General features: G+C 74.2%; 15 protein-coding genes and 2 pseudogenes. 4 read left to right on the forward strand and 13 right to left on the reverse strand.

What is annotated here, in order from left to right:
* Positions 1-153 precede the first annotated feature (153 nt).
* Together ACI79Y_RS00590 and ACI79Y_RS00595 are read right to left on the reverse strand one after the other, a co-directional pair.
* Positions 154-579: a DUF1810 domain-containing protein gene (locus ACI79Y_RS00590; RefSeq protein ID WP_457156626.1), complete on the reverse strand. Its 426-nt coding sequence runs from the start codon at positions 577-579 to the stop codon at positions 154-156.
* A 24-nt stretch (positions 580-603) separates the two neighbouring features.
* Positions 604-1,227, reverse strand: a complete 624-nt coding sequence (locus tag ACI79Y_RS00595; RefSeq protein WP_457156627.1) for a hypothetical protein — start codon at positions 1,225-1,227, stop codon at positions 604-606.
* Positions 1,228-1,570: 343 nt separating this feature from the next.
* Between ACI79Y_RS00595 and ACI79Y_RS00600 the strand changes: the two genes are divergently transcribed.
* The gene (locus tag ACI79Y_RS00600) at positions 1,571-2,014 is read left to right on the forward strand and encodes a hypothetical protein (RefSeq protein WP_457156628.1); all 444 of its coding nucleotides are present in this window, start codon (positions 1,571-1,573) and stop codon (positions 2,012-2,014) included.
* Here the strand turns inward: ACI79Y_RS00600 and ACI79Y_RS00605 are convergent.
* The gene (locus ACI79Y_RS00605) at positions 2,004-2,840 is read right to left on the reverse strand and encodes a hypothetical protein (protein WP_457156629.1); all 837 of its coding nucleotides are present in this window, start codon (positions 2,838-2,840) and stop codon (positions 2,004-2,006) included. The genes ACI79Y_RS00600 and ACI79Y_RS00605 overlap by 11 nt on opposite strands.
* A gap of 270 nt (positions 2,841-3,110) precedes the next feature.
* Between ACI79Y_RS00605 and ACI79Y_RS00610 the strand changes: the two genes are divergently transcribed.
* Positions 3,111-3,284: a hypothetical protein gene (locus tag ACI79Y_RS00610; protein WP_457156630.1), complete on the forward strand. Its 174-nt coding sequence runs from the start codon at positions 3,111-3,113 to the stop codon at positions 3,282-3,284.
* A gap of 45 nt (positions 3,285-3,329) precedes the next feature.
* On the opposite strand, the gene ACI79Y_RS00615 is transcribed toward ACI79Y_RS00610, so the two are convergent.
* Complete coding sequence (locus ACI79Y_RS00615) at positions 3,330-4,370, reverse strand: glutathione S-transferase family protein (protein WP_457156631.1); 1,041 nt, start codon at positions 4,368-4,370, stop codon at positions 3,330-3,332.
* A 106-nt stretch (positions 4,371-4,476) separates the two neighbouring features.
* Between ACI79Y_RS00615 and ACI79Y_RS00620 the strand changes: the two genes are divergently transcribed.
* The gene (locus tag ACI79Y_RS00620; RefSeq protein WP_457156632.1) at positions 4,477-4,728 is read left to right on the forward strand and encodes a hypothetical protein; all 252 of its coding nucleotides are present in this window, start codon (positions 4,477-4,479) and stop codon (positions 4,726-4,728) included.
* 41 nt (positions 4,729-4,769) lie between these two features.
* Here the strand turns inward: ACI79Y_RS00620 and ACI79Y_RS00625 are convergent, their stop codons facing one another.
* From ACI79Y_RS00625 to ACI79Y_RS00650, 6 genes and pseudogenes are all read right to left on the reverse strand, one after another.
* On the reverse strand, positions 4,770-5,639 hold the full coding sequence (locus tag ACI79Y_RS00625) for a DUF2971 domain-containing protein (protein WP_457156633.1): 870 nt from the start codon (positions 5,637-5,639) through the stop codon (positions 4,770-4,772).
* A gap of 292 nt (positions 5,640-5,931) precedes the next feature.
* Entirely contained in the window at positions 5,932-6,780 is an 849-nt protein-coding gene (locus ACI79Y_RS00630) for a formate/nitrite transporter family protein (protein WP_457156634.1), read from the reverse strand.
* A gap of 119 nt (positions 6,781-6,899) precedes the next feature.
* Positions 6,900-8,441, reverse strand: coding sequence for a protein kinase domain-containing protein (locus tag ACI79Y_RS00635; protein ID WP_457156635.1), 1,542 nt, complete (start codon positions 8,439-8,441; stop codon positions 6,900-6,902).
* Positions 8,442-8,579: 138 nt separating this feature from the next.
* Complete coding sequence (locus tag ACI79Y_RS00640; RefSeq protein WP_457156636.1) at positions 8,580-10,241, reverse strand: protein kinase domain-containing protein; 1,662 nt, start codon at positions 10,239-10,241, stop codon at positions 8,580-8,582.
* A 97-nt stretch (positions 10,242-10,338) separates the two neighbouring features.
* Entirely contained in the window at positions 10,339-11,184 is an 846-nt protein-coding gene (locus ACI79Y_RS00645) for a glycoside hydrolase family 15 protein (protein WP_457156637.1), read from the reverse strand.
* A 97-nt stretch (positions 11,185-11,281) separates the two neighbouring features.
* A pseudogene (locus tag ACI79Y_RS00650) lies at positions 11,282-11,413 on the reverse strand (glycoside hydrolase family 15 protein); the annotation flags it as partial.
* Between ACI79Y_RS00650 and ACI79Y_RS00655 the strand changes: the two are divergent.
* A complete protein-coding gene (locus tag ACI79Y_RS00655; RefSeq protein WP_457156638.1) occupies positions 11,361-11,600 on the forward strand; it encodes a hypothetical protein in 240 nt (79 codons plus the stop codon). The pseudogene ACI79Y_RS00650 and the gene ACI79Y_RS00655 sit on opposite strands and share 53 nt — an antisense overlap.
* Positions 11,601-11,887: 287 nt before the next feature.
* Here the strand turns inward: ACI79Y_RS00655 and ACI79Y_RS00660 are convergent.
* The 3 genes and pseudogenes from ACI79Y_RS00660 to ACI79Y_RS00670 form a co-directional block, all read right to left on the reverse strand.
* Positions 11,888-12,214: pseudogene (locus ACI79Y_RS00660) on the reverse strand (trehalase-like domain-containing protein); the annotation flags it as partial.
* Positions 12,211-13,104, reverse strand: a complete 894-nt coding sequence (locus tag ACI79Y_RS00665) for an SDR family oxidoreductase (protein WP_457156639.1) — start codon at positions 13,102-13,104, stop codon at positions 12,211-12,213. The pseudogene ACI79Y_RS00660 and the gene ACI79Y_RS00665, both read right to left, overlap by 4 nt.
* 77 nt (positions 13,105-13,181) lie before the next feature.
* The gene (locus ACI79Y_RS00670) at positions 13,182-13,625 is read right to left on the reverse strand and encodes a hypothetical protein (RefSeq protein WP_457156640.1); all 444 of its coding nucleotides are present in this window, start codon (positions 13,623-13,625) and stop codon (positions 13,182-13,184) included.
* Positions 13,626-13,824 lie beyond the last annotated feature (199 nt).

Genomic DNA, 13,824 nt, shown 5'->3' on the forward strand with positions numbered 1-13,824 from the left:
GTGGTTGTCCGAGGGGGCATGTGTCGCCGCCACCCGGGTGGTCCGCGGCGACCAACGATGCCGTGCTGGCCGGTGTTCCGCCCAGCGGTCGGTGATCTTCCCCGAGCGGACCGGCCCGTCCGCCCACCGGGACCCGGCCGGCGACGGAGGCCGTCAGAGGCGGGCCAGAGTGGCGTCGTCCCGGTCGCCGGCGAAGAAGCGGTCCAGAACGGCGCCGAAGGCGGGCTCCTCGGTGACGGCGGCGAACAGCGTCATCGACGAGCGCAGCTTCTGCGCGTCGACCCCGCCGAGGACGTCGACCGGGTCGGTGCTGCCGAGGTCGAGCAGCGCCTGCGCGCACTCCACCAGCCGCGGGCCGAGCACCGGGTGGGCCAGGTAGGCGCGCGCCTCCTCGGCTCCGCCGATCGCGTACCGCTGCGCCATCGGGCTGCGCCCCAGGCCGGCGACCTGCGGGAAGACGAACCACATCCAGTGGCTGCGCTTGCTGCCGGCGCGCAGCTCGGCCAGCGCCTGGGCGTAGGTGCCGCCGGCCTCCTGGGCGTCGACGAAGCGCTGGAGGTCGAACGGGTCGTCGCTCATGCGGGGATCATGACCCGCGGCAGGTCACACCGTCTCGGGCACCCGCAGGTGGGCCACCGACAGCGCGTACTCGCTGACCTCCATGACCGTCGTCCGGCTGGTCCGGCTGAACTCCTCCCGCAGCGCGCCCCCGGGCTCGACCGCCCGGGCCATCGCCGCGCGGTCGGCGTAGGTGACCGTGGTGGTGGTGCGGCCGGAGAGCCGGTCGACCAGGAAGCTCACGCTGCAGAAGCCGGGCAGCTCCTCCAGGCGCGGCAGCAGGCTGGTGCGCACGGTGCCGAGCACGTCGTCCATCGCGCCCGGTTCGTCCAGCGCGCCGCGCACCACTCGGCAGCAGGCGCCGTCACCGGCCGGCCGCACCCGGTGCATCACCGCGATCTCCCAGGTGGCGACCATCGGCACCGCGTCGAGCAGCTCGCCGAACCGGGCGCGGAAGCTCCGGGTGCTCTCCGCGCTCGCCCGCAGGGCTTCCTCACCGTCCCAGGCGCTGGTCAGCACACAGCGGCCGTTGCGGTGGTTGGTCAGCAGGGAGAGGCCGGTGCAGCCGGCCATCGGCTCGACGGCGGGGAGCACCTCGTCGCGGACGTAGCCGACGGCGGCGTCGATGGCGGCGGGGTCGCCCCGCACGGTGGTGGTTCGGGCGAACATGGCGGGCCTCCGCGCCGGGCGGCGACGCCTCGGCCACGTCGCCGCGAGGCTCCGACTGTCCCCGCCCCGGGTCGGCTCGGGCGCCCCGGACGGCGTCGCCGGACCACGGAACGGCGAGCCGTCACCGACGGCCTCCGGCCCGACACCCGGTCGGCGGGCGGACGCCCTGGCCCTCTCGCAGTCGGGCGTGGTGCTCGTGTGGATGAGCACCTGCCGAGCAGCGGTCGCCCCGACCGACCCGGCGCGGAACGGAGCCGCCCGGATGTCCTTGACCTGTGGTGCGGCGTCCGGGAGTGTCCGTGCTCCGTCCGAGGGAGGCACCGTGCGCAGGTCCCGTCAGGTCGTGTCCGGTGCCGTGCTGGCCGCGCTCACCGCGGCGGTGGCCACCACCGTCGTGTCCTGCACCGGGGACCCGGAGCAGGCGGCGGCGCCCTCGACCAGCGGCGGGTTGCCTCCGGCGCTGGTCGGCAGCCCCTGGCTGCAGGGGACCACCGAGCTGCTGCAGGAGACCGGACGCGGGTCCGCGTCGTTCCAGGTCCCGGATGTGGGCGACGCGGCCGCACTGGTCTTCACGATCTCCTGCACCGACGACGAGACACCGGCCCGTCTCGGCTTCGTCCTGGCCAGTGGCCGGGACGACTACCTCATGTCGTCGGCGGGCTGTGGTGGGTACGCGGGCAGGACACCGCCGCTGGACCTGGCGGATCCGCCCACGATGCTGCAGGTGACCGTGCCGGTGGACGCCGAGTACACCGTCTGGGTCTACGGCACGCCGGTCAGCGGCTGATGTCCACTGCGCCGGCGAGGTGCCGGCGCCACTCGTCGGTCGCCTCGCCGAGGGCCACCGCGGTGGTCAGCCGCAACGTGCCGGCCAGCCAGACGAGCAGGTCGTGCAGCCGCAGCCGGGTCAGCGGCACGCCCAGCAGACGGACGGCGTCCTCCAGCGCGGCGAAGGCCAGCGGGTTGGCCCGCAGCTCCCGGTGGGCGACCGCCGCGACGCCGCTGTCGCCCTCGTGCAGGTGGGGAACCAGCTGCAGCCAGGTGGCCCGGGTGAGCAGCGGCACCAGGGCGGGGTGGCGGTGGTGCACCGCGGCCAGCACGTAGCGCGGCTGCGGATCGGGCAGCTCGGCCAGGCCGCGCAGGTGGGCCCCGACGGTGCCCGGCTCACCGAGCACGGACAGCTCGTCGTCGGGGAGCTCCCAGAACGCCCGTCCCCCCGCACGCTCGACCAGCGCCGCCGCGGTGGGCTGCACCTCGTCCAGCGCGCGCCGCACCGCCGCCCAGCCGGCCGGGTCCAGCCGGCCGTGCAGGCCCTCGGCGGTCAGCACGTCGTCGTCACCGAGCGGGCCGGCCGGCACCGGCCGGGCGTCGAAGCGGTCGTGTCCGAAGGCCGCCACCTGCACCCACCGGCCCTCGCGTTCGAAGGGGGAGCGGTACCGCAGCGGCCGGCGCCCTCGCACGTAGCCGAGGACGGCGGCCAGCGCCGTCTCCCAGGGCAACGGCAGGGGGCCCGTGCTGGGCAGGTCGAGGGCGAGTTCGTCGGCGCGCGCGGCGGCCGGGCTCGGCCCGCCGGGTCCGTGGGCCGGCCGGGCGGGGACCGACGGTGTGGGCACCACTGCGCCGCCTCTCGGATCAACCGGGCGCTACTTCCGGACGCCCGGCCAGCCAACCAGGTGACCGGGGGTTCCGCGCGTCCGGCTGCCGTGCCGTGCGGTCCGACGCGGGTCGTGCCCGGCGTCCACGACCGCGGCCACCGGCCCGACCTCCCCGGCCCGACCTCCCCGGCCCGACCTCCCCGGAGTGGACTCCAGGCATGACCCGGTCCGGCGATGGGCAGCCCGTCCGGGTGGGCCGGACGTCGGCCCCCGATGGGAGGAGCGACCATGCGCACGACGACGAAGACGCTGGCCGGCCTGGTGCTGGCCGGTGGCCTGGGGCTCGCCGGCTGCTCGGACGCCGCGGACACCGAGGTGGAGGTCCCGTCGGTCGACGTCCCCGAGACGATCGGCCCGGACACGTTCGAGGGCGGCGGCGAGGGCGGCGGCGAGGCCGGCTGACGCCGGAGCGTCGCTCCGACCGGGGACCGGTCGGAGCGACCGCCCTCAGCGGTGGCCGATGCCGCCCGGGCCGTGCTCGGGCGGGATGACCTCGCCGGCGATCGGCGGGCCGGGCGGGGTCCCGTCACCGAACGGGCGGCCGCCCAGCTCCTCGCGGTGGTGCGGGGTGAGCCAGACCGACGTGTCCGGGCCCATCGGGATGATCTGCGTCGGGTTGATGTCGGCGTGCACCACGTAGTAGTGCTCCTTGATCTGCGGGAAGTCGGTGGTGTCACCGAAGCCCGGGGTCTGGAACAGGTCGCGGGCGTAGCCCCACAGCGCCGGCATCTCGGTCAGCTTGGTCCGGTTGCACTTGAAGTGGCCGTGGTACACGGCGTCGAACCGGGCCAGCGTGGTGAACAGCCGGACGTCGGCCTCGGTGATGGTGTCGCCCATCAGGAAGCGGCGGGTGGTGAGCCGCTCCTCCAGCCAGTCCATCGCCGTCCACAGCCGCTCGTACGCCTTGTCGTAGGCGCGCTGGGAGCCGGCGAACCCGCAGCGGTAGACCCCGTTGTTGACCTCGGTGAAGATCCGCTCGATGACCTCGTCCATCTCCGCGCGCAGGTGCTCGGGGTACAGGTCGGGGGCGCCGTCGCGGTGGAACTCCCACCACTCGGTGGAGAAGTCCAGCGTCATCTGCTTGAAGTCGTTGGTGACCACGGCCCCGGTCGGGACGTCGACCATCGCCGGCACGGTGATGCCCCGCGGGTACTCCGGGTCGCGGGCGAAGAACGCCTGCTGCAGCCGTTCGTAGCCCAGCACCGGGTCGCGGCCGTCGGGGTCCAGGTCGAAGGTCCAGCTGCGCTCGTCGTGGGTCGGGCCACAGATGCCCATCGAGATGACCTGCTCCAGGCCGAGCAACCGGCGCACGATCGCCGCGCGGTTGGCCCACGGGCAGGCCCGGGCGATCACCAGCCGGTAGCGCCCGGCCTCCACCGGCCACCCGCTGGAGCCGTCGGCGGTGATCCGGTCGGTGATGTAGTTCTGGTCGCGCTGGTAGTCCTGACCCTTTTCGACGTAGCCGCTGCCGCTGTTCGAGGTGCTCACCGCCCCAGCCTCGCCGACGGCGCGCCGTCGCGCGCGCTGACCCGGCCGGGAGGCGCCGGTCGTGGAGTCGGGTGGATCACGTCGAGGCGGTCGCTAGCCTCGGGGGATGGCCGCCGCCCCGTTCCGTCCTCCGTGGTTCGCCCACCCCGTGCTGCCGGTGGTGGCCGGTGGCGCCGCCCTCTACAACGCCGTCCAGCTCGTGCTGCGGTTGGTCGACGGTCTGTGGGGCGAGGCGTTCCTCAGCTTCGCGTGGTGCGCCGTCTTCGGGTACGTGATGGTCGAGTCGCTGCGCTTCCGCCGGGAGCAGGAGGCGGCGCAGGCCGCGGCCGACGACGGTGCGCCGGCTCCGGAGGACTGACCGGCGCACCGGCCGACCGACCCTGCTCAGAGGGTGTTGCCTCAGCGCGACGGTCGGTAGGGGACTCGAGAGGTACGAACCTCCGTGAGCGACGTGCGGTAACCCTTAGCGCGAAGCAGAACCCCAGCCGCCATGGCGGCTGCCTCTTTGTCTTCTTCACTCCCGGGTCCGCAGTAGACCGAGGTGATGGGCAATCGGGTGCCCTCGACGGCTCGGAGTCGGAGATAGGGGACGATGCCGCGCGGTCCGGGCCGAAAGTGGACGTTGCCTGACTTGCTCGTATCGCCGACGGCCAGGTAGCGCACCTCCGATTCGGCGGCGAATGAGGGGTGCTTCAGCACGAGTTGGAGGGTGCCGAGAAGGGCGCGCCAATCGCGATGCGGCGCGAAAGACGCAGGCATGAGCGTCTTGGCCTCGGTCATGAGTGTATGGAGGACGTTGTCGACAAGTTTCACCTGCGCGGACCGGTCGTAGACGACGCTGTACCAACCGGGGACCAGGAAGCTGGTGACACTGGCGAAGTCTGGGATGCCCCCGACCGGGTCGAGACGCTGACGCGTGTCGACCCCGACCGCGTAACCCCCGTCTCCTGAGTAGTGCATCCACTGGTTGAGCGAGTCTTCGATCGTCGTTGCGCAGATCATGAAGGACTGGAGTGGAACGCTCCTGTCCAAGCTGAGTAGTGCGGCGAATCTGGTGTTTGTCCCACCTTGGAAGTCGAGATGTTTCATGCGTTCGGTGATGAGCTGGCGAGCGTAGTTGATCTCACTCGAATCGTTCATGGACATCGGGTTGGAGGCCCAGAATTCCGCGCTTTGGATCATGCCGATCAGACCGGCAGCGGAGGTATGGTGCCACACGCACTGAGGTGCTGGCGGAATAAGTGATGAAAGCCTGACCTCGGTGTTCATGGAGCTCCGTTCTTCACGCCCGACCGTGTGACCGTCATGGCTGTGCCGTAGGTATCGCCGACGCGGCGTATGGCTTGCATCGACCGCCGCGCAGCCAATCTTTAGTCCTCGGGTGAACACCTCGACGCGGGCCTGGGCCAGCGGGCATGAGCCCTGTGGGGAGCGGCGCGCCCTGGCCAGGCGGGACAGCGCGATCAAACTCGCGGGCTGGCCCACCGGGACCCGGTGAGCCGGGCAGCACCACCCCGGACGCCCCCGAGAGTTCCGGGGCGGTGCTGCGTCTGGGGCCGGCTCAGCCGCGCTCGGCGTCCGGCGCGTCCTGGGCGGCCTCGGTCTCGGGCTCGTCGCGCAGGAACAGGTACCAGTAGGAGGTCGACACGAAGACGACGGCGCCGACCAGGTTGCCCAGGCCCGCGAACAGCCAGTTGAGCGCCACGTCGTCCCAGCCGAGGTCCGGCACCCCGGCGAAGATCGCGGCCGGGAGGAAGAACATGTTGGCGACGACGTGGTCGAAGCCCATCGCCACGAACGCCATGATCGGGAAGAAGATCGCCAGGATCTTGCCGGAGACGGTCTTGGCGGCCAGGGACATCCAGACCGCGAGGCAGACCAGCCAGTTGCAGCCCACCGCGCGCAGGAACACCTGCCACGATGACTCCTCGAGGGCCTTGCCCTCGGAGATCGAGGCCAGCCGCTCGTAGGTGAGGGCGCCGGTGCCGGTGGCCCCGGAATCGCCGATCACGCCGGTCTGCACGGCCAGGAAGTAGGCGACGAACAGCGCGCCGATCAGGTTGCCGATCAGCACCAGGGAGAGGTTCTTGGCGACGTCCCCGAGCCCGATCTTGCCGCGCATCGCGCCCAGCGGCACCAGCGCCATGTTGCCGGTGGCCAGGTCGGAGCCGGCGACGAGCACGAGCACCAGGCCGAGCGTGAAGGTGGCGCCGGTGAAGAGCGTGGGGAGCGTGCCCCAGGTCGCCGGGTCCAGCCCGGAGGAGACGGTGATGGCGACCAGACCGCCGAAGGCGATGTAGGCACCGGCCAGGAACGCGCTGACCAGCACCTTGTCCCAGGTGCGGCGGGTCTTCTTGGCGCCGGTCTCCGCGGCGGCCTGGGCGATCTCCGGTGGTGTGCGAGCTGGCACGACTGTCTCCTCGGTGTCGAGCGGACCGACCCGTGGTCTCGGGCCCCGGGGTATCAGCCTCTCGGACACCGCGCCGTCCTGCCCGTCGAACCGGCACCGCCACCGGGGCCGGTGGGTGGTCAGCCGTCCCGGTCGCCGCGATCACGTCGGCGGTCCCACCGGTCCTGCCGGTCGCCGTCCGGGTCACCGTCCCGGCCGTCGTACCAGCCGTCGTCCCAGCCGTCGTCCCGGCCGTCGTCCCAGCCGTGGTCGTCCTCCGGCTCGACGGTGCTCTCCACCGGAGCGGGGAGCGGGGTGGGTGCCGGCGCGGGAGGGGGCGGTGCGGGAGGTGGCGGGGCGACCGCGTGCGTGAGGTCCACCACGGCGCCCGGGAGCACCTGGCCGACCGGGTACAGAGCGATCACCTGGCCGTCCGGGACGTCGCCGGTCTGCAGCGGCCGCAACGTCACGGCCATCCCGCGCTCGGCCAGCTCGGCCTGCACCTCGGTCACCGGCCGCCCCACGTAGTCGGCCGTCGACAGCGACACCAGCCGCACCGCGGGGGCGGTGGGCGTCGGTGCCGTCGGCGTCGGGGCGGTGCGCGTCGATGCGGCGGCCGTCGGGTCCGCGCGGTCGGCGGCGAGCTGCAGCAGGCCGGAGGTGCCGCCGGCCACGACCAGGAAGGCGAGCAGTGCGGCGACCAGGAACGGCCAGCGCCGGTGGCGCGCCGGCTCCGGCTGCTCCTCGTCGGCCCCGGGGCGGGGCGGCGGGGGCGGCGGCGCCGCCATGCGCACCGCGGGCATCACCAGCGTCCGCGGCCCGTCGGCCGGGCCGTTGGCGGGCCGGGCCGCGAGGACGTCGTCGACGGCGGCGCGGAGGGCGGCGCCGTCGCTGAACCGCTCGGCGGGGTCCTTGGCGATGGCCCGGTCGATCAGCCGGCGCACCGCCACCGGGACCGCGTCGGGCAGCGGCGGCGGGATCTCCCGGATCCGCCGGAGCGCGACCTCCACCGCGTCACCGCCGTCGTAGCCGCGGTGGCCGGCCAGGCACTCGTAGCCCACCAGGCCGAGGGCGTACACGTCGCTGGCCGGGGTGGCGCGCTCCCCGGCGGCCTGCTCGGGCGAGAGGTAGTGGGCGGTGCCGACGACCTCACCGGTGACGGTCAGCGGCACGCTGCTCGCGGAGACGGCGACCCCGAAGTCGGTGAGCTTGACCGCGCCGTCGTCGCCGAGCAGGACGTTGCCCGGTTTGACGTCGCGGTGGACGACCCCGGCGGCGTGGGCGGCGGCCAGCCCCGCGGCGCACTGCCGGAGCACGGCGAGCGTGCGCTCCGGTGACAGCCGCCGCTCCCGGCGCAGCAGCGTCGACAGCGACTCGCCGCGGACGAGCTCCATCACCAGGTAGGCGAGGTGCTCGCCGCGGGGTGAGGCCGCGGGCAGCACCTCCCCGTAGTCGAAGAGCGTGGCGATGTGCGGGTGCACCAGGCCGGCCGAGTGCTGGGCCTCGGCGCGGAAGCGGGCGAGGAACGTGGCGTTGGCGGTGTACTCGCTGCGCAGCACCTTCACCGCGACGTCCCGGCCGAGCACCGTGTCGCGGGCCTGCCACACCTGGCCCATGCCCCCCGAGGCGATCGGGGTCAGCAGGTCGTAGCGCTGCCCGAGCAGCTGGCGATCAGGGAGCACCGGCCGATGGTCCCTGCTGCGCGGCATCGGTGTGTGACGGCTGGGGCGGGAGTCGCAGCCGGCACGGGAGTGCCCGGAACCGAGACCGTGGGCGGCCCGGCACGGTGCCGACCCGGGCTGCCCGGGGTGGTGCCGTGGTCAGCCGTTCCCGCCGTCGTCCTCCCCGCCGCCGCCGTTCCCGCCGCCGTTCCCGCCGCCGTTCCCGGGCTCGTCCTCGTCGGGTTCGTCCTCGTCGGCTTCGTCCTCGTCGGCCTGGTCCTCGTCGCCGCCGGTCGACGGCGTCGGGGTGGTGGTCGGGGTGGTCGGTGTGGTGCTCGGCCTGCTGGTCGGCGTGGAGGCCGCCGGCGGCGCGGTGGCGTACGCGACGGTCACCGTGCTGCCGGCGCGCAGCTCGCCGGTCGGGGACACCGAGACGACCTGGCCGGGGCTGACGTCGGCGGTCCGGCGGGGGACCAGCTCCACCGCCAGGCCCCGTTCGTTCAGCTCCGCCTGCACGTCGTCGACCGGCCGGCCGACGAGGTCGGCGGCGGCGACGGTGACGGTCTCCGGGGTCTGTGCCCCGGTCGTCTCCGGTGCGGAGGTGTCGGCTCCGGGGGTCGGCGAGGGAGAGGGGTCGGCGTCGCCGGTCGCGGAGCGGTCGGTGAACTGCACGACGCCGAAGACGAGCGCGGCCACGGCCAGCAGCGCCACGGCGGCGGCGACCAGCTGCCTGCGCCGCCGCGGTCCGGGGGCTGCCGCCGGGCGCGTGCCGCGGCCCGGTCCGTCGGGGCGGGCACCGGCGGTGGCCCCGGCCGGGCGGGCGCCGCCACCGGACCCGCCAGGGGGCACCGGGGCGGCGAACACCCGGGTGGCCGGCGTCGAGCGGGGCGTCGGCCCCGGGCCGGCCGGTGGCAGGACCGCCGTCTCGTCGGTGGTGGCGGTGGGCAGCACGGTGGTGCGGTCGGCGGCCGGTCCGGACAGCGGCCGGCCGGCGCGGACGTCGTCGACGGCGTCCCGGAAGGCGGCGCCGTCGGCGATGCGCTGCGCCGGGTCCTTGGCCGTCGCGGCCGCGATGAGCGCGCGGAGCGGCTCGGGGACGTCGCCCGGCAGCGGCGCCGGGGTGTCCCGGATCTGCATCAGCGCCACCTGCACCGAGCTCTCCGCGTCGAACGGCCGGTGCCCGGCGAGGCACTCGTAGCCGACGAGGCCCAGGGCGTAGACGTCGCTGGCCGGGGTGGCCCGCGAGCCCTGCGCCTGCTCGGGGGAGAGGTAGTGCGCCGTGCCGATGACCTGGCCGGTCTGGGTGAGGGACACGCTCGCCGCGGAGAGGGCAACGCCGAAGTCGGTGAGCTTGACCGTGCCGTCGGCACCGAGCAGCACGTTGCCGGGCTTCACGTCGCGGTGCACCACGCCGCCGGCGTGCGCGGCGGCCAGCCCGGCGGCGCACTGCCGGAGGACGTCGAGGGTGCGGTCGGGGTCGAGCCGGCCCCGGCGGTGCAGCAGCTGGGACAGCGACTCGCCGCGGACGAGCTCCATGACCAGGTAGGCCAGGTGCTCCTCGCCCGGGTGCTGAGGGACGACCTCGCCGTAGTCGAAGAGGGTGGCGATGTTGGGGTGCACCAGCCCGGCCGACAGCTGGGCCTCGCTGCGGAACCGGGCGAGGAACGTGGGGTCGCCGGTGAACTCGCTGCGCAGCACCTTCACCGCGACGTCCCGGTTCAGCACGGTGTCCCGCGCCTGCCACACCTGGCCCATGCCGCCGGTCGCGATCAGGGAGGTCAGCTGGTAGCGGCCGCCGATCAGCCGGCCCGTCGGTTGCACCCTGGCCCTCCCGTCGTCGTCCCTCGTGGTTCCCCGGTGGACGCCCTGACCGACGACCCTGCCACCCCGGGGGTGCGGGGGCAGGACCGGCGGGCGCTCAGCCGCCGGACCCGCGGTGCTCGGAGACGGTGATGGCGGCGTTGACCAGGGCCAGGTGGGACAGCGCCTGCGGGAGGTTGCCCAGCAGGTCGCCGGTGCGCGGGTCGAGCATCTCGGTGAGCAGGCCGACGTCGTTGGCGGCGCCCATGAGCTCCTCCATCAGGTCGACCGCCTCCTCCACCCGCCCGCACAGCGCCAGCGCGGAGACCATCCAGAACGAGCAGGCGAGGAAGGTGCCCTCGTCGGCGTCGGCCCCGCTGTACCGGTACAGGTGGGGGCCGTCGCCGAGTTCCTCGCGCAGCGCGTCCAGCGTGCGGCGCATCCGCTCGCCGCGGTCGAACCCGCTGATGGCGTGCAGCAGGATCGAGGCGTCCAGCTGCTCGCTTCCCGGGTACCAGACGTAGGCACCCCGCTCCTCGGACCAGGCGTGCTCGTCGATCCACCGCCGGATCCGCCCGGCCTCGCTGCGCCAGCGGGCGGGGTCGCCGGGGATGTGCCCGGACTCGGCCAGCTCCACCGCCCTGCTCAGCGCGACCCAGGCGCCGAGCTTGGAGGTCGTGTAGTGCCGGGCCTCGGGCAGCTCCCACATGCCCGAGTCGCGGCTCTGCCAGCGGTCGCAGGCCAGGTCGGCGATGCCGGCCAGCAGCCGGCCGGTCTCGGCGTCGAGCACGTTCCCGTTCTCCACGTAGAGGGAGACGATCGCGAACAGGTCGCCGTAGGGCCCCAGCTGGAGCTGCTGGATCGCGGTGTTGCCGCTGACCACCGGCCCGATGCCGCGCCAGCCGGGGACGTCCCGGAAGGCAGCCGGGCGGATCGGCTCGCCGGCCAGGGAGTAGCAGACCACCGGCTCCGGACCGTGTCGGCGGATGGTCGACAGCAGCCAGCCAGCTGATCGCGCCGTGGGTCTCCTCGCGCAGGCCGAAGCGGAACAGCGCGGTCAGCGCGTACGCCGAGTCGCGCACCCACGCGTACCGGTAGTCCCAGTTCTTCCCGCCGGCCAGCGACTCCGGCACCGAGGTGGTGGCCGCGGCGACCATCGCCCCGCTGGGGGCGTGGATCAGCAGCTTGAGCATCAGCGCGCTCCGCTGCACGGCGGTCTCCCACGGGCCGTCCCAGTCGAAGGTGCGGCACCAGGTGGCCCAGTTCCCCACGGTGCGGTCGATGCCCTCGTCGATCAGCTCCGCCGGGGGCAGGAACAGCGGCTCGTCCTCGGTGGCGACGACGGCGAGCAGGTGCCGCGAGCCGGGGGTGGTCGTGTAGCCGACCTCGATCCGCCGGTCCTCGACGACGTCGACCTCGTCGGGCGCCAGGGTGCGCACGGCCAGGGTCAGCGCCGCCACCCGCAGCACCGGACCGTTCGCCGTCGCGGAGACCCACGGCGCGGCCGTGTTCATGCAGGTGCCCGGCACCACGGCGGCGCGCATCCGCACCGAGCCGGTCAGCCCCTCGACCCGGCGGGCGAACTCCGCCCACGGCAGCCGGCCGGCCACCCCGGTGTTCATCGCGTCGGTGACCCGTACCGAGCCCGAGGCGGTGGTGAAGGTGGTGGTGAGCACGTTGGTGGAGGGGACGTACTCACGGCTGACGGTGAACTCCTCGACCGGGCACAGCTCGATGCACCCGCCGTTCTCCGCGTCGAGCAGCGCGCCGAAGACCGGTGCGGCGTCCATCGCCGGCAGCGGCAGCCAGTCGACCCGGCCGTCGCGGGCGACCAGCGCGATGGTGCGCCCGTCCCCGACGGCGGCGTAGGAGCGCAGGTCGGCGTAGCCGGCGGCGTCCCGCTCGTCGACGGCGCTCGGGTCACCGCCGGACCCGGCGCCGTCCCCACCCCAGTGCAGGTGCGGACGGCGCCGGGTCCGGTCGGCGGACGTCACGGCGTCGGCATCCCACCGTTGACGTGGAGGGTCGCGCCGGTCGTGTAGCTGGACTCCGGGGAGGCGAGGAACACGTAGGCCGGGCCGAGCTCGGCCGGCTGGCCGGCGCGGCCGAGCGGGGTCTCCTGGCCGAACTCCGGCAGCGCCTCGGTCGGCTGGCCGCCCGAGGCCTGCAGCGGCGTCCAGAACGGGCCGGGGGCCACCACGTTGACCCGGATCCCCTTCGGCGCGAGCTGCTGGGCCAGCGCCTTGCTCATCGTGTTGATGGCAGCCTTGGTGGTGGCGTAGTCGACCAGCCCGGGGGAGGGCTGGTAGGCCTGGATCGAGCTGGTGTTGATGATCGTGGCGCCGGCCGGCAGGTGCGGCAGCGCCTCCTGCACGATCCAGAACAGCGCGTAGACGTTGGTCTTGAACGTCGCGTCGAACTGCTCGCTGGTGACGTCGGCCAGGTCGTCGACGAAGGTCTGCTTGCCGGCGATGTTCGCCACGATGTCCAGCCCGCCCAGGGCCTCCAGCGCGGTGCGCACCAGCTGCCGGGCGGCGGTCTCCTCGGAGATGTCCGACGGGGCGAGCACCGCCTTCCGGCCGGCCTCCTCCACCAGCGCGGCGACCTGCTCGGCGTCGGCCTGCTCGCTGGGCAGGTAGTTCAGGACGACGTCGGCGCCCTCGCGGGCGAAGGCGATCGCCGCGGCCCGGCCGATGCCGGAGTCGGCGCCGGTGACCAGCGCCTTGCGGCCGGTGAGCCGCCCGGTGCCCCGGTAGCTGGTCTCGCCGTGGTCGGCGGTGGGTGCCAGGTCCTGGGCGAGGCCGGGGGCGTCCTGGCTCTGCTCGGGGAAGCCGTCGGTGCGGTACATGGTGGTCGGGTCGGCGAACGTGAACTGGTCGGGCACGGGTCTCCTCGCGGTCGGGGTGGTCGCAGCGGTGGTGCCCGGTCCGGTTGCGGGCGACACACCGCGTTGCCCGGCGGTCAGCGCCACGTCCACGGCGGCGGTTCGAGCAGCGGCCACACCGTGCCGGCGGCTGCCACGTGCAGGCTCCACGTGGCGTCGACACGGTCGGCGAGCCCCTCGTCCAGCGCGTCGGCCCACTCCCGGTCCGCGTCGGTCACCGTCGCGGGGCCGGGGCGGCACAACGCCACCGCCAGGTGCGTGAGGTCGTCGGTGGACTGACCGGTCACCGTCTCGTGCAGCGCCAGCAGGTGCGCCAGCGCCGGGGGCTCGGGCCGCACCGGCACGTCGTCCACCGGGAGGACCACCGGCAGCATCCGCCCACGGCCGTCGAACCAGGTGAGCCAGCAGCTGCGGGTGTCGAACCGGGGCGGCTCCAGCACCGTGGCCCAGCGGCGGGTCAGGTCGGCGGTCGAGCGGACGGGGAGCTGGGTCGGCGGCGTGCTCGGCGGTGTGGTCGGCATGCGTCCACCGTGGCTCCGCGCCCCGGCCGGGTGGCCGCCGTCCACAGGGCGTCGGCCACCCACAGCCGGCCGCTCGCCGGCGCCCGTGACGAGCCGCGATCTGCTACGCAACGGCGCCGTCCGGAAAGGGGTGTCGTGGCGGCGCTGGTCCTGGCAGGCTCCGCGCGACCGACCGGGCAGCCGGCCCGGGGGAGCCGGA

The organism is Modestobacter sp. SYSU DS0875 (assembly GCF_054050915.1).

Coding starts and splice junctions, on each gene's coding strand:
- ACI79Y_RS00590 (WP_457156626.1), bottom strand. CDS start 579: ATGAGCGACGACCCGTTCGACCTCCAGCGCTTCGTCGACGCCCAGGAG.
- ACI79Y_RS00625 (WP_457156633.1), bottom strand. CDS start 5,639: ATGAACACCGAGGTCAGGCTTTCATCACTTATTCCGCCAGCACCTCAG.
- ACI79Y_RS00610 (WP_457156630.1), top strand. CDS start 3,111: ATGCGCACGACGACGAAGACGCTGGCCGGCCTGGTGCTGGCCGGTGGC.
- ACI79Y_RS00595 (WP_457156627.1), bottom strand. CDS start 1,227: ATGTTCGCCCGAACCACCACCGTGCGGGGCGACCCCGCCGCCATCGAC.
- ACI79Y_RS00670 (WP_457156640.1), bottom strand. CDS start 13,625: ATGCCGACCACACCGCCGAGCACGCCGCCGACCCAGCTCCCCGTCCGC.
- ACI79Y_RS00620 (WP_457156632.1), top strand. CDS start 4,477: ATGGCCGCCGCCCCGTTCCGTCCTCCGTGGTTCGCCCACCCCGTGCTG.